This is a genomic window from Pelagibius litoralis (assembly GCF_011683915.1).
Taxonomy (GTDB): Bacteria; Pseudomonadota; Alphaproteobacteria; order Kiloniellales; family Kiloniellaceae; genus Pelagibius; species Pelagibius litoralis.
Genome location: NZ_JAAQPH010000015.1, coordinates 1 through 17,863, shown reverse-complemented (window position 1 = coordinate 17,863; position 17,863 = coordinate 1). Strand labels below are relative to the sequence as shown.

Annotated in this window: 16 protein-coding genes; 9 read left to right on the top strand and 7 right to left on the bottom strand. The window is 61.6% G+C overall.

The annotated features are described in order from the left end of the window. Position 1: 1 nt before the first annotated feature. From HBA54_RS18450 to HBA54_RS18430, 5 genes are all read right to left on the bottom strand, one after another. On the bottom strand, positions 2-748 hold the full coding sequence (locus tag HBA54_RS18450; RefSeq protein ID WP_167227343.1) for an ABC transporter ATP-binding protein: 747 nt from the start codon (positions 746-748) through the stop codon (positions 2-4). After that, entirely contained in the window at positions 745-1,746 is a 1,002-nt protein-coding gene (locus HBA54_RS18445) for a branched-chain amino acid ABC transporter permease (RefSeq protein WP_240932766.1), read from the bottom strand. Before HBA54_RS18445 ends, HBA54_RS18450 begins: the two co-directional genes overlap by 4 nt. A 22-nt stretch (positions 1,747-1,768) precedes the next feature. Beyond that, complete coding sequence (locus HBA54_RS18440; protein ID WP_167227341.1) at positions 1,769-2,674, bottom strand: branched-chain amino acid ABC transporter permease; 906 nt, start codon at positions 2,672-2,674, stop codon at positions 1,769-1,771. 70 nt (positions 2,675-2,744) lie between these two features. Beyond that, positions 2,745-4,049 (bottom strand): ABC transporter substrate-binding protein, encoded by a 1,305-nt coding sequence (locus HBA54_RS18435; protein WP_240932765.1) that lies wholly within the window; start codon positions 4,047-4,049, stop codon positions 2,745-2,747. Between the two features lie 119 nt (positions 4,050-4,168). Beyond that, positions 4,169-5,119 (bottom strand): LysR family transcriptional regulator, encoded by a 951-nt coding sequence (locus HBA54_RS18430; protein ID WP_167227339.1) that lies wholly within the window; start codon positions 5,117-5,119, stop codon positions 4,169-4,171. A gap of 123 nt (positions 5,120-5,242) precedes the next feature. Between HBA54_RS18430 and HBA54_RS18425 the strand changes: the two genes are divergently transcribed. Beyond that, positions 5,243-5,842, top strand: coding sequence for a hypothetical protein (locus HBA54_RS18425; RefSeq protein ID WP_167227337.1), 600 nt, complete (start codon positions 5,243-5,245; stop codon positions 5,840-5,842). 8 nt (positions 5,843-5,850) lie between these two features. Continuing rightward, complete coding sequence (locus tag HBA54_RS18420; protein WP_205944752.1) at positions 5,851-7,428, top strand: citrate lyase subunit alpha; 1,578 nt, start codon at positions 5,851-5,853, stop codon at positions 7,426-7,428. A 227-nt stretch (positions 7,429-7,655) separates the two neighbouring features. Here the strand turns inward: HBA54_RS18420 and HBA54_RS18415 are convergent, their stop codons facing one another. Next, the gene (locus HBA54_RS18415) at positions 7,656-8,504 is read right to left on the bottom strand and encodes a MurR/RpiR family transcriptional regulator (protein WP_240932764.1); all 849 of its coding nucleotides are present in this window, start codon (positions 8,502-8,504) and stop codon (positions 7,656-7,658) included. 53 nt (positions 8,505-8,557) lie between these two features. Next, on the bottom strand, positions 8,558-9,070 hold the full coding sequence (locus tag HBA54_RS18410; protein WP_322096070.1) for a RidA family protein: 513 nt from the start codon (positions 9,068-9,070) through the stop codon (positions 8,558-8,560). Positions 9,071-9,138: 68 nt separating this feature from the next. On the opposite strand from HBA54_RS18410, the gene HBA54_RS18405 reads away from it, so the two are divergent. The 7 genes from HBA54_RS18405 (at position 9,139) to HBA54_RS18375 (ending at position 17,089) form a co-directional block, all read left to right on the top strand. Then, positions 9,139-10,680 (top strand): ABC transporter substrate-binding protein, encoded by a 1,542-nt coding sequence (locus HBA54_RS18405; protein ID WP_167227333.1) that lies wholly within the window; start codon positions 9,139-9,141, stop codon positions 10,678-10,680. 100 nt (positions 10,681-10,780) lie between these two features. Next, a complete protein-coding gene (locus HBA54_RS18400) occupies positions 10,781-11,728 on the top strand; it encodes an ABC transporter permease (RefSeq protein WP_167227331.1) in 948 nt (315 codons plus the stop codon). After that, a complete protein-coding gene (locus HBA54_RS18395; protein WP_167227329.1) occupies positions 11,725-12,573 on the top strand; it encodes an ABC transporter permease in 849 nt (282 codons plus the stop codon). The genes HBA54_RS18400 and HBA54_RS18395 overlap by 4 nt, the downstream gene beginning before the upstream one ends. Continuing rightward, positions 12,570-13,553 carry an ABC transporter ATP-binding protein gene (locus tag HBA54_RS18390; RefSeq protein ID WP_167227326.1) on the top strand — a complete coding sequence of 328 codons (984 nt, stop codon included), beginning with the start codon at positions 12,570-12,572 and terminating at the stop codon, positions 13,551-13,553. The genes HBA54_RS18395 and HBA54_RS18390 overlap by 4 nt, the downstream gene beginning before the upstream one ends. After that, positions 13,550-14,551, top strand: coding sequence for an ABC transporter ATP-binding protein (locus HBA54_RS18385; protein ID WP_167227324.1), 1,002 nt, complete (start codon positions 13,550-13,552; stop codon positions 14,549-14,551). The genes HBA54_RS18390 and HBA54_RS18385 overlap by 4 nt, the downstream gene beginning before the upstream one ends. Then, positions 14,544-16,034 (top strand): M81 family metallopeptidase, encoded by a 1,491-nt coding sequence (locus tag HBA54_RS18380; RefSeq protein WP_167227322.1) that lies wholly within the window; start codon positions 14,544-14,546, stop codon positions 16,032-16,034. The genes HBA54_RS18385 and HBA54_RS18380 overlap by 8 nt, the downstream gene beginning before the upstream one ends. Beyond that, on the top strand, positions 16,031-17,089 hold the full coding sequence (locus HBA54_RS18375; protein ID WP_167227320.1) for a D-TA family PLP-dependent enzyme: 1,059 nt from the start codon (positions 16,031-16,033) through the stop codon (positions 17,087-17,089). Before HBA54_RS18380 ends, HBA54_RS18375 begins: the two co-directional genes overlap by 4 nt. The last annotated feature ends 774 nt before the right edge of the window (positions 17,090-17,863 follow it).

Genomic DNA, 17,863 nt, shown 5'->3' with positions numbered 1-17,863 from the left:
CTCAGATCTCCTCGCCGATCACGTCGCGCACCACATCGGCGTGGCTCAGAATGTCATCGGGCATACCGCGATGAAGCACTTCGCCCCGGTTCCAGACCGCCACCTCGTCGGCAAAGCGCTCGACGATGCCCATGTCGTGCTCGACGAACACCGAGGTCACTTTTGATTCCGTCAATGCCTTGGCAACGATGTCGAGCACAGCGAACTTTTCCGACGAGGCGACACCCGACGTTGGCTCGTCCATGAACAGAAGCTTCGGCTTCAGGGCCAGCGCTACGGCAATATCGATCAACTTGCGCTGGCCTTCCGGCAGTTCTTCGACCGGGCGGTCCGCAACATGGACGCAGTTCACCATCTCCAGGAGGTGCATCATCTCCGCACGCTCGGGGATCTGACCGAGACGGGTAAAGGGCGCCCAGCGCCGCTCGCGCGCAGCGGCGGCGATCAGAAGGTTTTCCAGCGCCGTGTGCTCCCCGAAGAGTTGCGGGATCTGAAAAGCCCTGGCGACGCCCAGGCGGGTGATCTCGCGGGGCGACTTCCGGGTTATCCCCTTGCCGTTGAAGAACACCTGGCCGGCGCTCGGCTTCAGATAGCCGGTACAGATGTTCAGAAAGGTGGTCTTGCCGGCTCCGTTCGGACCGATGATCGCAAGGTTCTTTCCTTCATGGATTTGCAGGTTGACATCGCTGGCCGCCACCACCCCGCCAAAGTGGATTTCAAGGCCCTTTGCTTCGAGCAGCGCCGTCATTCCGCCGCCTCCATGGCACGCCGCTTGGCCTCTTTTCCGGAGGCGGTGTTGCTCCCGATCCGCCCCATGAAGCTGCCATAAACACCAATCAGACCGCGTGGGGCGTAGAGGATGATACCCAGCAGGAAGAAGCCGAGGATCATCTGCCAGACATCGCCGGCAAAGGCCGAGGCGTAGGTTCGCACGACCTCATAGACCAGCGCCCCGACGAAGGCGCCGGAAACCGAACCGGCGCCGCCCAGGATAGCAATAAACACAAGCTCGCCTGAGCGTATCCACCAGGCGTACTCCGGCGTCACGATGCCCTGCGCCACCGCCATCAAGACACCGCCGAGCCCGCAAAGCGCGGCAGAAACGAGATAGCCGACCAGCAAAACCCGCCTGGCCGAGACGCCGAGATACTCAAGACGGGTCTCGTTGGTCTTGATGGTCTTCAACATGTGTCCGATCGGCGAATCAAAGTAACGATGCACCGCCCAGGCGACGATCACCGCGATAACCAGCCCGCCGTAGAACAGCAGTGACTCGAAAGCCGGCCGCTCCATCTCGATGCCGAGGACCAAGGGGCGCGCCACCTGCAGACCGTCGGACCCGCCGGTGTAGTGATAGAATTTCTCAAGCACCGAAAAGACAATCATGGAGAAGGCAAGGTTGAGCATACCGAAAAATATGTAGCGGTAACGCACGACAAAAAGCCCGACCAGCAGCCCCACCACCACAGCAGAGGCGACACCGATCAGCACCATCGACACGAGTTCACCGCCGCCAAAAGCCTGTCCGAGGAAAGCCGCGCTGTAGGCAGCCACGGCAAAGAACAGCGCATGCCCAAAACTGACCTGGCCAGCGTGGAGCAGAACGACAATTCCCAGAACCGCCAGCCCCTTGGCCAACGCAAGAGTCAGCATCACCTTGGACCAGGGCGCCAAGAACGGCAGCAACGCAACGGCAATCAACAACAGCGGTATTGCCAACCGGGGGACGAGGGACATGAAGGTCATGGTTTTCTGCCTCACCACAGCCTCAGATCTTGCGCGTCTGGGTGACGCCAAAGAGACCTTCAGGGCGCCACAGAAGGACAAGCAGCATGATAAGGTAGGGGATCAGAACCTCCAGTTCAGGCATCAGATAAACAGCGAAACTGCGGCCGAGACCGATCAGCAGGGCCGCTAAAGCCGCGCCCTCGATCTGGCCGAGGCCGGCGGTCGCGGCCACCGCAAAACTCAGCACGATCATGTCGGCGCCAATACCCGGAAGCACAGAAGTCGTCGCCGAGGCCAGGGCACCGCCGAAGGCCGCCAGCGCCGCGCCCAGCATAAAGGTCATGAGATAAATCTTGTCCGTGTCGATCCCGATGGCCGTGGCCGCCTCCCGGTCCTCGGTCACGGCAAGGATCAAGCGGCCCGAGAGCGTATGCCGCAGAAACAGGCGCAGCCCGGCAAGGACCGCCAAGGCCACCAGGGGTAGCAGGATAAGTTGATAGACCGTGTAGTAGACCCCGAAGACCTGAATATTGCCGAGGCTTTGCAGGGCAGTGGCCTCGAAATAGGGTTGCACGCCCCAGACCAAACGCTGCACGTCCTCCAGGATCATGAAAACTGCGAAGGTTACCAGGATCTGCAGGGCCTCTTCCTTGTCGTAGATACGCCTGAGCAGCAGCCGTTCGATCAGGCCGCCCAGCACGATCCCGACCACGGCGGCGGCGATCAGCATCAGCGGAAAGGCAAGCCATGGCGACCAGCCGGCCGCAAAGATCGCCCCACCCACCGAGGCGACGACATAGGCGCCGATGGCGTAGAACGACCCATGCGCCACGTTGAGGATGCGCAGCACACCGAAGATCAGCGTCAGCCCGACCGCCACCATAAAGACCAGGGCGGCATAGGCGACACCATCAAATACGGCCAATGCTATGAGTTGGAGGTTCATCGACGCGGGTCCCCTGGACGGCGAAATGTGATAGGGGCCGCCCTGATGCGGCCCCTACCGGGAGGAAGCTTCAAGAACCGTGCGAGAAGGCTTCGACCTTGACCTTGCCAACAAACTCAGGGGTCAGCTGCTCCAGCCAGGAAACCGACTCTTGGCCGACCGGTGTGGTCAACTCGTCGCCGTCGAACATCATCATGTTATCTAGGACGGCGAATTCGTGGCCGTCGACGTGGATCGTGGTGCCGAGGAGCTGATCCTCGATGCCCTGGTTGTCCTCACGAATTCGCACCTCACGCCCAAGGCCGGCAAAACTCAGCCCGGCCATCGCGTCAACGACCTGCTCACGTTCGGGCCAATCGCCGCCGTTTTCCGCAATGGCCTTCTCGTAGGCGGCCTTCAGAGCGTTGAGGGCCTGGCTCATGTGAAAGACCGGATAGATCGGATAGGCGCCGGTCTTCTCCTTGAACGCCTCGACGAAGCCGGAGAAGGCAAGATCGGACTTTCTTTCCGGATGCAGGAAGTAGTGATCACCCCGGGTCCCGACAATATGACCGGCCGGCAACGCTTTACCGAGCCGCTCCAGCGAGCTTTCGGCCAGCGGCAGCACCAGAGTGGAGGTGTTGGTCAGGCCGCGCTGCGCGGCCTGGCGGACAAAGGTGTCGAGATCGCCGCCCCAGGAAGTCGAGACGATGACGTCCGGCCTCAGCGCCTGAAGACGCGAGATCTCGGTGGAGAAATCCGGGGCTCCGAACTTGGGAAAGAATTCGGCAACAATCTGAACGTCCGGCTTCATGGCCTTCAGGGCGGCCGAGAACATCTTCCAGCTTTCACGGCCCCAGGCGTAGTCCTGGTTCACCACGGCGATGGATTTGAAGTCCGGCTTGGTCTTCAAAAGATAGAGCACCGAACTCAGCATCTCAGGCGTCGCATGGCCCTGGGTGCGGAAGACGTAGCGATAGCTGTTCTCTTCGAAAATCCGCTGGGTGCCGCAATCCCACATGAAGTTGAGAACCTTCAGATCCTCGGCCAGCGGCGCGATCTTGTTGCAGTTGCCGGAGGAAATGGAAGCGAACATCGCATCGACCTCCACGTCCTGAACCAGGCGCCGGTATTCCGCCAGCACCGCCTCACCGCCGGCCCCTTCGTCGACGAAGTAGGTCTTCAGGGGCACGCCGCCGATACCGCCGCTGGCATTCATCTCGGCCACCATCATCTCGGCGGCGGCCTTGGCCGGCTCACCGAAAACTGAAGCCGGACCGGAAAGGAAGGCCGTGACGCCGACCTGCAGCTGGTCAGGCTTGTCCGCCGCCAAGACGACGGACGAAAGCGCCAGCGTCAGCGCACCCGCGACACCGCAAAGTAGCTTCATTTTCATCGAAAACATCCTCCCCATTTGTTCTTTGAGCGCCATTTGCCAAGCGCCGTGACCTCACAATGAACCGCCGACCGGCCTACCTGCAAAGACGTTTTTTGGATCACCGTTATAGGAAACACCTATACCCGGGTCTCCTCGTTGATCGCATAGCCGCGCCATATGTTTCGCGAAGTCAGGTCCTGAATGACCTGCAGCGTCAGGCGCTCAACTTCCTGGCTGGCGCGGGTGACCGTCGCATCGGGACTGCGCACCAAGTAAACCGGGCGGCGCATCACGGGTTCGTCGATGCGAGCCGCGACAAGTTCTCCGCGCGCGACGAGGTCTTGTGCCGCCGCCGGCGCTAGAATCGTATAGCCGCTGGCGCGCGCAACAAGAGTCTTTATCTGAGTCAGCGCATCCATTTCGATCGAGACCCGAAGATCGATCCCATTGGCACGGGCGAAACGGTCGATCATCGCCCTTAGGCCGTGACTTCGCGACGGCAGGATGAGGTCCAGCTTGGCCACCTCGGCCAGAGGCACCGGCCGGTCCGGCGACGATTTGAAAGGCCAATGATCCGGCGCCGAGAAGAAAAACAGCTCTTCGGTTATAAGTGGCCGGATCTGCATGTGTTTCAACGCACTGACATCGTAGAGAATGCCCAGATCGATGGAGCCTTCCTCCAGCCAGCCCTGGATGAAGCCGCTCATGGCCTCGATTGCCCGCAGCCTCACTTCCGGCAGTTCAAGGCGCACCGTTTCTGCCAGAGGAACGGAAAGCACCATCGAAACCGAACTCGGAAGTCCAAAGCTGACTTCCCCGCGCGGCTCCAGGCCGGAGGCCCGCACATCCTCCGATGCCTGTTCCACAGCCGCGAGGATCCGACGCGCATGAGAGAGCAGAATCACACCCGACTGGGTCAGCGTCACCCCACGCGGCGAGCGCGCCAGCAGGTCGATTCCCAACTGCTGCTCCAGATTTTTCACATGCTGGGACAGCGAGGGTTGCGCGATGCCAATCCGTCCGGCCGCCGCTGAGAGAGAGCCCTCTTCGGCAATCGCCACAAAGTAGCGAAGTTGCTTTATGTCCACCGCGCGGCCTCCATTACCGCAACGCTATAGAAAAAACCTATTGCCCGTCAAGGAAGGCGCTATTTGGCATTGCCCCCCGCGCTATCGCAGTGTTGCCGCAGAGCTTCGCGGAATAGGTGTGCCATGGTGCGGGTTTCTTCAGGAAGACAGCAGCGTCCGAAAGACGCCTTGCCGGATGTGGAGCTCAGCGCAGGGCTGTTGTTTGCCGAAGGAGAAGATGCGCCCCGTGTCGGGCGTCTCATCGCACAGCAGTCTGCGGCGCTACTGCGTCGGTCGGGGGTCTCGCCTGACAGCCTTCAGCATCTTGGCACGATCGTCAGCGACCATACCGGGAATTGGCGAGCTGCGGTGGCCGAAGACCCGGCTTTGCCTCTATATCCACCGGGAGAGTGCCGGCTCTGGTGCGACGACGACGGCACCTTCGAGCTGAATGTCAAAGTTTTCGATCGCCGGCAGAAGACGACCCCGGCGCTTGCCTACGACACCTGGTCGGTCTTCGTGCCGTTGAAGGGAATGGTTTGCTTGCACTGGGTGGACGGCCGGGACGTAACACACCGTCGGCTGGCGCCCGGCCAGAGTCTTGGCTTTCCGGTCGGCCAAGCAGTTGCAATAGAGGTCGTGGGCGACTGGCAGGCGGTGCTGTTACGCCTTTTCGGGATTGCGACCACGCTTCTTCCCCCTCCTCGTCCAGTGCCTCTCCCGGCAGATGACGACAGGCTGTGAGCACATCGGTGACACCTCCCGGCGAGAGGGCCCGCGGGTCCGCAACAACACAGCGACCGGAGAACCCGCGTCTGGCCGAATTGCCGGATGAACTGACCGGCTACGGCGCGCTCTGGCGCTACAGCGACGACAATCGGCAGCCCCGCGAAACCCTGTCGGCGCCAGAGGCGCCGCGGCCGCTGCGCAAGAAGATGCTGAAGGATCTGCATGCTGCTTTCGATGCCTGCGAAATCGCTGATGGCGCAACACTGTCGTTCCACCATCACCTGCGCAATGGCGATGCGGTCCTCAACGCGGTGCTGGAGATTGCCGCAGTCCGTGGGCTAAGCGGCCTGAGAATCGCGATGAGCTCTCTTTTCCCCGTGCATGCCCCCCTGGTCGAACATATCCGCAGCGGCCTGGTCAACGGGATCTGGACGGACTATGCCATCGGCCCGGTCGCCCGGGAGATCGTCGCGGGTACACTTGGCTGCCCCGCAGTTTTTCAGACCCACGGCGGCCGGTCGCGGGCGATCGCCAGCCGCCGGCTTGCCATCGATGTCGCCTTCGTCGCGGCCCCGGTGGCGGATGTCTATGGCGGCGCCAGTGGCGCCCTGGGGCGGGCGGCCTGCGGGCCTCTCGGCTATCCCATGGTCGATGCCGACTATGCGCACCGAGTGGTTGTGGTGGCCGAGGAAGTCAGTACAGAGCGGCTTGAGATCGCCGACATCGCCGCCGAGCGGGTCGACCATGTCGTAGCCGTGGACACCATCGGCGACCCTGCGGGCATCATGTCGGGCGCGACCCATCCAGCAAGCGACCCGGTCGGCAGGCGAATTGTCTCCCTGGCCGTAAGGGCCGTCGCCGCCTCTGGGTTGATGGTCGACGGCTTCTCCTTTCAGACCGGCGCCGGCGGCGTTCCATTGGCGGCGACGCAGGAGATCGGAGCCGAGATGCGCCGCAATGGGGCCGTCGGCGGCTTCATCTGCGGTGGCATCACCGGTTCCCATGTGGCCCTGGCACGGGATGTGCCGTTTCGCGAGATCCTGGACGTGCAGTGCTTCGACACCGACGCCGCCCGTTCCTACCGCGAAGATGGGTGGCATCGCGCCATATCCGCGGCCGAGTACGCCAGCCCATTGCACCCAAATCCGGTCGTGGACCGCCTCAGCCTAATGCTGCTCGGCGCCGCCGAGGTTGACCGCAGCTTCAACGTAAACGTCACACTTGGCGGCAACGGCCAGATTATCGGCGGCGGCGGCGGACATCCGGACACTGCCGCGGGGGCAAAACTTGCCGTGGCCGCCACGCGCCTGACCGGCGGTGGCTATCCGAAGATCGTCGAGGCCGTCAGCTGCATCACGACACCCGGACGCGACGTCGACCTTTTGGTCACCGAGGCCGGCCTGGCCGTCAACCCGCGTCGCCCGGACCTTGCCGCAAGACTGCAAGATGCCGGCCTGCCGATTGCCGGCATCGACGCGTTGATCGAGGCCGCCCGTTCTCAAGCCAACAAGGCTCCCTATGTGCCCGAAGGGCCCATCGCCGCACTCGTTGAGTACCGTGACGGTTCGATCATCGACTGCGTGCTGCGCGCCTCTATATAGAACCGAGGACGTTTTCATTGGCGGGTCGAAAGCGTCAACCAGTTTGGCTTCGAGTTTAGGGTTTGCCGCTACGCAGACTGCGCTCCGGCTCCTCGCCTGTGCCCGCCCTTCACCCTAAAAAGGCTCCTGTGGAGTCTTTTCTTCACGTTCTCAGCCTTCAAGCCATACTGAATTTGCGCCGTGTTCTCCAAGATAGAGTTGGCTTTGCCGGGTGCCCTGCAGCGCCGTCAATCGCCGACCGGCTTGGGTCCAACGTCTTTTGACAATGGGGCTAGTGACGATCGGATGCGCCGCAGCTTCTCTTTGACGATCTCCGAGCGAGCCCTTGCGATCCCGGTGGCCAGTACGTCGATGATCGCTATGAACACCAGGCGCGATGACGTCGGCTTGAAGATATCCTGATCTTCAGGAAGGTCGACTTCGATCGAGATCTGCGTTGCACGCGCCAGATCGGAAGCGGTCTTGGTCAAACTGATGGTCTGGGCGCCGTATTGCTGGGCGATGGCCACGCTGTCGAGCAGCTCCGCCGGCGAACCGCTGGAGGAAACGGTGAACAAGACGTCCCCCTCGTCCAGGGTCGAGGCCAGCATTCTCTGCAGGTAACCGTCGGAGTGGGCTTCGGCCGGGATACCCAGGCGGAACAGGCGATTGGCGCCTTCCCGTGCCACGTTGGCCGAGCTGCCGCCAACGCCATAGAACGCAACCCGGTTCGCCGCCGCCATGGCTTTGATCGCGGCCTGCAGGGGCCCGGTATCAAGCTGGTTACGCGCGAGGTTGAGGGTATCGATCAGTGCACCGAAAACCTGGGTTACCAGTTGGTCCTTGGGCGAGAGCTCGTCACTCGGTCCGCCCAGGTACTGCAGGCTGACGGCAACGTTCTGTGCGATGGAGATCCGGAAATCCTTGAACCCGGCACAACCGAGCGTCTGGCAAAACCGATTGACCGTGGCGTCGGAAACACCCGAGGCCTCGGCGATTTCGTTCAGACGCAGATAGACGACTCTTTCAAGATTGCCGAGAACATAGTCGGCAACTTTCTGTTCCCGCTTGGGGAAAGACCCTTCGAGTTTTCTCATCTGAGAAATGATATCGACAACTTTAGACATCGATGGTGGAGGGCCCTCTGGGTTCATGGCTCCGGTTTATAGGCAATAACATCCATCTCGACCTTGGCATCCACCATCAGGGCTGACTGAACGGTTGAGCGCGCCGGGGGGTGATCGATGAAGTACTTCTCGAAAACTCCGTTGAAGCTGGAGAAATCACGCGGGTCGTCCAACCAGACATTCACCTTTATCACATGTTCAAGCCCGCATCCCGCAAGCTTCAGAACGCCGACAATGTTTTCCATGACCTTTTCGGTCTGGAGAACAATTCCGCCGGCAACAATCTCGCCTTTCTCAGCCGGCACCTGCCCTGAAATATAGATGAAGTCGCCGGCGCGCACGGCTTTTGCAAAAGGTCGCCGCTGGCCGCCGGCAGCCGGATCCGCCGCCTCGAAACGCGTGATGCCTGTGGCTTGATCGAGCATGGGGTCTCCTAGGGTCCAATTGTGTAAGAAATTTTCATTATTTACCCCGTATTTCCCATGATTTGCAAATAGGAATTGACCGAAACAGATAATTATGTAATTTTCTTTCATGCATAACCCATAAGAACCTAAAACGACGGCAGACTGCGATACGGGCTGCAATAAGGGAGGATCAAACAATGAAAATCAGTCTCTGGTGGAAATCCGCCATGGCGGGCTGCGCGGCCCTGGTATTGGCGAACTCGGCATGGGCCGGCGGAACTCTGCGCTATGCGACCGTGGGCGAACCGCCCAGCCTGGATCAGCATGTGGTGACCTCCGATCTGGCCACGACTATCGCCCACCATATGTTCGAAGGGCTCTATACCTTCAACAGCGCCAACGCGCCGGTCGGCCTTCTGGCCGCCGATGAAAAGCTGGAGGATGACGGCAAGACCATCGTCATCTCCCTGCGCAAAGGCGTGAAGTTCCATAACGGTCAGGAGATGGTTGCCGGGGATGTCCTGGCGTCCCTCAACCGTTGGGGCGAGCACGGTTCGCGCGGCGGCCTGCTGTATTCCAATGTGACCGGCATCGAAGCCTCCGGCGACCACGAAATCACGATCAAGCTGAAGGCGCCTTTCGGTCCCTGGAAAAACCTGCTGGCTTTCATCAACGGCGGTCCGGCGATCTATCCGGCTTCGGTTGCCGCTGCTGCCGGCAAGGAACCGATCGCCCCGGAAAACTACATCGGAACCGGCCCCTATAAGTTCAGCGAGTGGAAGGCGAACCGCCACGTCGAACTGGTCCGCCATGATGGCTACGCGTCCATCGAGGCGGCGCCGGACGGTTATGCCGGTGCGAGGACCGCACACTTCGATAAGATCCGCTTCATTCCCGTGCCCGACGTCGGCACCCGTGTCAGCGGATTGAAGGCCGGCGACTATGACTATGCCGAAAGCATTCCAGGCGACCTGTTTGCCGATCTCGATGCCGACCCGAACGTGAAAACCATCCTCAACGGCGGGCCGATTTTCGGCTTGATCTTCATGAACTCCAAGGAAGGCCCGCTGAAAGAGAACTATGCCCTGCGGCGCGCCATTCAGGCGGCCCTGGACAAGGTCCCTGCCCTGCAGGTGTCGATCGGCCCGGAGAAACTCTGGCGGGCCAACGGCTCGTTCCTGCCCGAGGGCAATGTCTGGTACAGCGACGCCGGGGCGGACAATTTCAGCCGCGGCGACACGGCCGGCGCCAAGGAAATGGCCGTAAAGGCGGGCTACAAAGGCGAACCGATCAAGTTCATGGTCTCCACCAACTACGCCTTTCACTACGATCAGGCGGTGGTCTTCACCAAGCAATTGGCGCAGGCCGGCTTCAACATAGACCTGCAGGTCTACGACTGGGCAACACTGATCAAAAAACGCGCACAGCCCGACCAGTGGGACCTGTTCTTCACCCATCACGGGTTTGTGCCGGATCCGATCCTCATTTCGGTGATGAACGACAACTACCCCGGCTGGTGGGCCACCGCCGAAAAGGCGGGCCTGAAAGCAAAGTTCACCGGCACCGCCGACGAAGCTGAACGCCAGAAGATCTGGTCGCAGATTCAGAGCGCGATCTACGAACAGGTGCCGACGATGAAGACCGGCGATGTCTATACCTACAACATCGCCTCGCCCAAGCTGACCGGCCTGGCCTCTTCAACCTTGATCTGGCCGCATTTCTGGAACGTGGACAACTAAGCGCAAGGTTTTCCGCTAAGGTGATCCCTCCCGCGAGCCTGCGGGAGGGAGAGCCGCCGCTGCTGCCCAGACCGTAGAAGATCAAGACCGAGCTACCGCAATGCTGGCCTACGCCATCAAACGAATTTTCGTCCTGATTCCGACACTGCTGGCCGCTTCCCTACTGGTGTTCATATTCATCCACCTGATCCCCGGCGATCCCGCCGCGGTTCTGTTGGGCGATACGGCCACCCCCGAGGATGTCGCCCAACTGACCCGGGAAATGGGCCTCGACAAGCCGCTTTATACGCAGTTCGTTCTCTGGCTCGGGAACTTTCTGCAAGGCGACCTGGGCACCTCCATTTTCTTCCAGGCGCCCGTCCTGTCGGTCATCGCCGATGGCGCCGAGACGAGCATTCTGCTGGCGGTCATGACGATGTTCTGGATCGTGATCTTCGGCGTCCCCATTGGTGTCGTTTCGGCGACCAAACACGGCTCCTGGATCGACCAGGTCAGCTCCGGTGGGGCGATGTTCGCCGCTTCGATCCCGACATTCTGGCTCGGTCTCTATCTCATTCTGATTTTCTCGGTGACCCTCGGCTGGCTGCCAAGTTCGGGGTTTCCGTCCATCTCCGACGAGGGCGGCCTGACCAATCTGCGTTACCTTCTGTTGCCGAGCCTGACACTGGCCGCCCCCAATGCGGCGCTGATCATTCGGCTCGTGCGGGCGTCGATGCTCGATGTGCAGCGCGAGGACCACGTGCGCACCGCCCGGGCCAAAGGCCTGCACCCCCTGCGGGTCGCCTATGCCCATGTTTTTCGCAACGCCCTGATCGCCGTCGCCGCGGCTTTTGGCTTTACCTTTGCCGCGCTGGTGTCCGAGGCCGTGGTGACCGAAACCGTCTTTTCCCTGCCGGGCGTCGGGCGGCTGGTGGTGCAGTCGATCCTGCGCCGTGACTACCCGGTCATCCAGGGGGTGATCCTCGTCATCGTGATTCTCTATATGGTCACCAACCTGCTGGTCGATCTGGCCTATGGCTGGCTGGACCCGAGGGTATCTTTGAAATGAACGCTCTCGCGCTCTTCAACCCCTATAGCGGCCGGCGCCTCGCATTCCTTGGCCTCGTCTGGCTGACCTTCATTCTGATCTGCGCCCTTGCCGCGCCGCTGCTCGCGCCCTTCGACCCCTTGGCCATCGCGCCGGTCGACCGCTTGTCGGAGCCTGGCGAAAGTTACTGGTTCGGGACCGACAATTTCGGGCGGGACACACTGTCGCGCTGCATCTACGGCGCCCGCATGGCGCTGATTATCGGCCTCGGCACGGTCGTCGTCTCTCTCACCGCCGGCAGCCTGATCGGCATGCTGTCGGCCTACTTCACCCGCCTCGGCCATGTACTGATGCGGATGATCGATGTGCTGATGGCCTTCCCGGCGCTGCTGCTGGCGCTGGTTCTCATGACGTTGCTGGAGCGCAGTGTCGCGAATACCATCATCGTGATCGGTATCGTCTATACGACGACAACGGCGCGGATTCTCTTCGGCATGACGCTGAAGCTGAAGAACGAGGTCTTTGTCGAGGCGGCGGTTTGCTCCGGTGCGGGGCATTGCAGTGTACTGTTCCGTCACATCCTGCCGAACCTGATATCGCCCTTGCTGGTACAGGCGAGTTTCATCTTCGCCTTCGCCCAGCTTCAAGCCGCCGCTCTCGATTTCCTTGGGTTGGGCCTGCCGCCCGAAATCCCGAGCTGGGGCAACATGCTATCGGAGTCGCGCATTTACGTGACCCGTGCGCCCTGGCTGCTGATCTTTCCCGGCATTCTGATCATTTTTTCGGTCTTCTCCATGAACCTTGTGGGCGATGCGCTGCGCGACAGCATCGATCCGCGGTTCAAAGATGATATCGCGGGGGTGTGACGGAGGTGGCGCTGCTCGAAGTCCGGAACCTCTGCATTGCCGTGGCCAGCGGCGGTGCACTGCTGCCTGTCGTTGAGGATGTTTCCTTTGCGGTGGAGGCCGGCCGGACGCTTGGTATCGTTGGTGAGTCCGGCTGCGGCAAAAGCCTGACGTCCCTGGCCATCATGGGTTTGCTGGAGGGAAGCCAGGTTCGCATAACCGCTGGTGAAATCTGGTTTGCAGGCCGTGAATTGACCCGGCTCCCGGCGGCCGAGCGGCGCGCCATCATGGGCGATCAGATGGCGATGATCTTTCAGGAGCCGATGACGAGCCTCAACCCGGTCTACCGCATCGGCGACCAGATCGTCGAGGTCTTGCGTCAGCACCGCACCATGAGCCGCCGTGCCGCCCTGGCGCGCGCGGCCGAACTGCTCGCCCTGGTGCGCATTCCCGCCCCGGAGGAGCGGCTCAAAAGCTACCCGCATCAGCTGTCCGGCGGCATGCGCCAAAGGGTGATGATCGCCATGGCGATTGCCTGTGACCCCGGCCTGCTGATTGCCGACGAGCCGACCACAGCGCTGGACGTCACCGTGCAGGCGCAGATCCTCGATCTGCTGGCCGACCTGCAGGCGCGTACCGGGATGGCGGTGGTGCTGATCTCTCATGACCTGGGTGTCATCGCCGAAACCTGCCAGACCATCGCCGTCATGTATCGCGGCCGGGTCGTCGAAAGCGCCTCAGCCGCCGGATTGTTCGCCGAGGCGCGCCATCCCTACACACGCGGTCTGATGGCTTCGATTCCCGATGCGGACGCAGACTGCGAGACCTTGCCGGCGATCGCCGGGAGGGTACCGAGGATCGATGAGCAGATCGGCGGCTGCGCTTTTCATCCGCGTTGCCCCTACGCCGCTTCGCGCTGCACATTGGAAACGCCCGTCACCGCAACCTATCCCGAGGACCACTTCGTCCTCTGCCATTTCCCTGATGAGGCGGCACCATGACGGCACCCCTGCTGGCCGTACGCGATCTGAAGACCCATTTCCAAGCCGGCCGTTCCTGGCCATTCGGCCCCCGCGCGGCCGCGCTGAAAGCCGTCGATGGGGTGTCTTTCGAGATTCAGGCGGGAGAGGTCCTGGGCCTGGTCGGTGAATCCGGCTGTGGCAAATCCACGGTCGGCCGCACCCTTACGCGCCTGGAACCATCGACCAGCGGCGAAGCCTTGTTGGAGGGACAGGACATCCTGCGGCTAAGTCAGGCGGCTTTCCGGCCTCTGCGCGGGCAGATTCAGATGATCTTTCAGGACCCCTTCGCCTCCCTGAATCCACGCCTGACAATCGAACAGACCTTGGCTGAGCCGTTGCGCATTCATGGTCTTGCAGCAACGGCCAGGGACGCGCGCGCGCGGATCGCGGAGATCCTGGCGCTGGTCGGGCTCGATCCCAAAGTCATGTCGCGTCACCCGCACCAGTTCAGCGGCGGCCAGCGCCAGCGGATCGCCATCGCCCGGGTCATGATCCTCTCGCCACGTTTGGTGATCGCCGATGAACCGGTCTCGGCCCTCGACGTATCGATCCAGGCGCAGGTGCTGAACCTGATCAAGGAAATTCAGCGCAAGAGCAGCGTGGCGATGCTGTTCATTTCCCACGATCTCGGGGTCGTACGTCACATCAGCGACAGGGTGGCGGTGATGTATCTGGGCCGCATCGTTGAGACCGGCCCCAAGGCGGAGATCTTCGCCAGGCCCTCGCACCCCTACACGCGGCTGCTACTCGATTCGATTCCACGCCCCGACCCCTCGCGGGCGGGCCGCCGCGCCAAAGCCCTGGGCGAACCGGCCAGTGCCGCAGCCCCGCCGCCGGGTTGCAGTTTTCATCCGCGCTGCCCCTTCGCCACGCAGCGCTGCAGCGTCGAGGCCCCCGAATACGTAGCGCTGAGCGATAACCACCGCAGTGCGTGCCACAACATTGCGGCTTTGCCGGGAAAGCAGGCGAATGAATAAGCCCCGTCGCGTTTTCGTCGCCTCGATCGCCACGGAGACCAATACCTTTTCGCCTCTTCGCACGGATCTGCGCGATTTCAAGGACAGCTTCTACGCAGCGCCGGGCGAGCATCCCAAAACCCCGACGCTGTGCAGTGCGGTGTTCCCGGTGGCCAGGGCCAGAGCTGCGCAGTATGGCTGGGCGTTGATTGAAGGTACGGCGGCCTGGGCCGAGCCCGGTGGCATCATCAATCAACAGGCCTGGGAATTTCTGCGCGATCAGTTGCTCGACGAGCTGCGGGCGGCCTTACCGGTGGACGCCGTGCTTCTGGGCCTGCACGGCGCCATGGTGGCGCAGGACTGTCTCGACTGTGAAGGCGAGCTGTTGGCAGCGATCCGTGATCTCGTCGGTCCGGAGGCCGTTATCGGTGCGACGCTTGACCCGCATAGCCATCTTTCGGCCTTGTGTGTCGAAAACGCCGACTTGCTCGTCGCCTTCAAGGAGTTTCCTCATACCGACTTCGTCGTTGCAGCGGAGAAGCTGGTGGACCTCGTGCAGCGCGCCGTAGGGGGGGACATCAAGCCTGTCATGTCGGTGTTCGACTGCAAGATGATTGATATCCTGCCGACCGACCGGGAGCCGATGCGCGGCTTCGTCGAACGGATGCTCGGACTGGAAAAGGAGCGCAGTGTCCTTTCCATCTCGGTCATCCATGGCTTCATGGCAGGTGACGTACCGGATCTCGGAACCAAGATCGTGGTCATAACCGATGATGCCGCGGCGGAGGGCGGCCGGCTGGCGGAGCGGCTCGGCATGGAACTGTTCGGCTATCGCGGCAAGGCCCGGCCCGAATTTCTGACCGTGGAGACGGCGCTCGATCAGGCGCAACGCGCCGATGCCGGCCCGGTGGTGATTGCTGATATCTGGGACAATCCCGGCGGCGGCGTGGCCGGTGATTCGACGATTGTCCTGAGGGCGTTGATGGAACGTCGGATCGGCGGCGCGGCCCTGGCTTCGATCTGGGACCCCATTGCCGTGCGCACTTGTTTTTCCGCCGGCGAAGGGGCGCGGTTGCGGTTGCGCTTCGGGGGCAAGATGTCCGGCGATGCGGGGGAGCCCATCGATGCCGATGTCATAGTCCACAAGACCGTTGCCGATGCCGCACAGCGATTTGGAACGAGTATCGTACCACTTGGCGATTCCGTCTGGATCGAGGTTGCGGGTATCCAGGTGATACTCTCCACGGTCCGCTCTCAGGTCTTCAGTCCGGATGTTTTTTTGAATCTGGGTATCGATCCTCTCGCAATGAAGATTCTGGTGGTGAAGTCGACCAACCATTTCCAGGACGCGTTTTCGCGCATTGCGTCAGAGATTCTCTACGTTTCTGTGGAGGGCCCCTATCCGAGTGACCCGGCGACCAACGACTACCGCAATCTGACCCGCCGGATATGGCCGCGCACGTCAAACCCGCATGATCTTCCCGATAAAAAGAGAGCTTCATGAAAGTCGACGACATCGAAACGCCCGCCGTTGTAATCGACGAAGCGGTTGCGCGGCGCAACATCGAACAGTACCAGGCCCATTGTAATCAGCATGGGCTTTCGCTTCGCCCGCATATCAAGACTCACAAGCTGCCGCACTTCGCCAAGGCGCAGATCGCTGCGGGCGCGGTGGGGATCACCTGCCAGAAGCTCAGCGAGGCCGAGGTCATGGCCGACCACGGTCTGGACGACATTCTGATAACGTACAATATCCTGGGTTCCGCGAAGCTTGCCCGGCTGCGGCGGCTGGCTGAGCGGCTGGGCAAAGTCTGCGTCACCGCCGACAATCCTGTGGTGATCGAGGGTCTTTCCGCTGCCTTTGCCGATGCGCCGCGTGCCCTGCCGGTCATGGTGGAGTGTGACAGCGGCGCCCATAGGTGCGGGGTTGCGTCTCCCGAAGAGGCCGTGACCCTTGCTCAGGCGATCTCCAGCAGCCCGGGCCTCGCCTTCGCCGGCCTGATGACCTACCCCGCAGTCGGCGGTGGCGCGCAGGTTCAAGCCTTCATGGCCGAGGCAAAGCGGCTCCTGGCGGCGGTCGGCCTTGACTGTCCGGTCGTCTCCAGCGGCGGCTCCCCGGACATGTGGACGTCCGGCGAGGTCGAGGGCGTCACCGAATACAGGATCGGCACCTACATCTACAATGACCGCTCCCTTGTGCAGCACGGAGTACGCAGTTGGGAAGACTGCGCGCTCACGGTTCTGGCGACTGTGGTCAGCTTGCCGGCAACGGGCCGGGCGATCATCGACGCCGGATCAAAGACCCTCACCTCGGACCTCATCGGTTTGAGGGGTTACGGCCAGGTTCTGGGCCACGACGACGTGGAAGTTTCGGCCCTGAGTGAGGAACATGGAATACTGGCCTGGGCCGGCGGCAAAAAGTTGCACGTCGGACAGCGCATCCACATCGTGCCGAACCACGCCTGCGTCGTCAGCAACATGGTGGACTTCGTATGGATTAAGAGCGAAGCGGGCAGGGTTGAGAAGTTTACCGTCGCCGCGCGTGGTGGCATCACCTGAGCAGCGGCGGAACGCCCAACACGAAGACGTCCCGAAACGCCTGCAGGCGGATCATTTGTGCCTTTGTCATTTGCCACATGACCATGACCAGCTCCATCTAAATGGCCCAGTTTGAGTATCGTGCATGATCGGCCTGCGGTTCGTCGGGACGATGGTTCCCTGGGCCGACGGGCGGCAACCTGGAGCACTCTGCGGTCTTTTCATGATGTAGTGTTTTCACCATTGTTCGTTCAGGATTTGCGCCTCTTGAGGGCTTTAGAAGACTTTGCCATTGAGAAGTTCATCGGACGACCCAGCCGTCCGATGGTCTGAAGAACGGGAAGTTCGGCCTCAGGCCGGTCCAACGTTGGGGGCAAGCTCAGAAGAACGGGAAGTTCGGCCTCAAGCCGGTCCGACGTTGGGGGCAAGCTCACTCTAACACTGCCCCGCTTGCGACATATCCCCCATCGACATCAAAGTTGCCCACGATTAGACACGTAGGAGCAGGTTGATTTAGATCGGCACTTGGTTAACTGCTTCCTAGGATGGATCAGTGGCAGGACCGAATACCCTCATCCGGTGGCACTAGAGTACTCCTCCTAGCAGGCTGCTGAAAAAGTCTGACGTATAGGGTTTTGGGCCTTGGTTTGAGGTCAGCCCCCTATGAGGGTGGTTTTGGGTGCTGGTCTATCCCGGGTGATCGGCGCTTTGGTGGAGCGTTGGTCTCATGTTTGGGCCAGGAGCTTTGGTATTCGCACAAGATTGCAGGCGGTGGCGGTGAGGGTGAAGGCCCAG

Coding starts and splice junctions, on each gene's coding strand:
- HBA54_RS18450 (WP_167227343.1), bottom strand. CDS start 748: ATGACGGCGCTGCTCGAAGCAAAGGGCCTTGAAATCCACTTTGGCGGG.
- HBA54_RS18375 (WP_167227320.1), top strand. CDS start 16,031: ATGAAAGTCGACGACATCGAAACGCCCGCCGTTGTAATCGACGAAGCG.
- HBA54_RS18380 (WP_167227322.1), top strand. CDS start 14,544: ATGAATAAGCCCCGTCGCGTTTTCGTCGCCTCGATCGCCACGGAGACC.
- HBA54_RS18385 (WP_167227324.1), top strand. CDS start 13,550: ATGACGGCACCCCTGCTGGCCGTACGCGATCTGAAGACCCATTTCCAA.
- HBA54_RS18400 (WP_167227331.1), top strand. CDS start 10,781: ATGCTGGCCTACGCCATCAAACGAATTTTCGTCCTGATTCCGACACTG.
- HBA54_RS18410 (WP_322096070.1), bottom strand. CDS start 9,070: ATGAAAGAAAATTACATAATTATCTGTTTCGGTCAATTCCTATTTGCA.
- HBA54_RS18395 (WP_167227329.1), top strand. CDS start 11,725: ATGAACGCTCTCGCGCTCTTCAACCCCTATAGCGGCCGGCGCCTCGCA.
- HBA54_RS18425 (WP_167227337.1), top strand. CDS start 5,243: ATGGTGCGGGTTTCTTCAGGAAGACAGCAGCGTCCGAAAGACGCCTTG.
- HBA54_RS18405 (WP_167227333.1), top strand. CDS start 9,139: ATGAAAATCAGTCTCTGGTGGAAATCCGCCATGGCGGGCTGCGCGGCC.
- HBA54_RS18445 (WP_240932766.1), bottom strand. CDS start 1,746: ATGACCTTCATGTCCCTCGTCCCCCGGTTGGCAATACCGCTGTTGTTG.
- HBA54_RS18415 (WP_240932764.1), bottom strand. CDS start 8,504: ATGAGAAAACTCGAAGGGTCTTTCCCCAAGCGGGAACAGAAAGTTGCC.
- HBA54_RS18440 (WP_167227341.1), bottom strand. CDS start 2,674: ATGAACCTCCAACTCATAGCATTGGCCGTATTTGATGGTGTCGCCTAT.
- HBA54_RS18435 (WP_240932765.1), bottom strand. CDS start 4,049: ATGAAAATGAAGCTACTTTGCGGTGTCGCGGGTGCGCTGACGCTGGCG.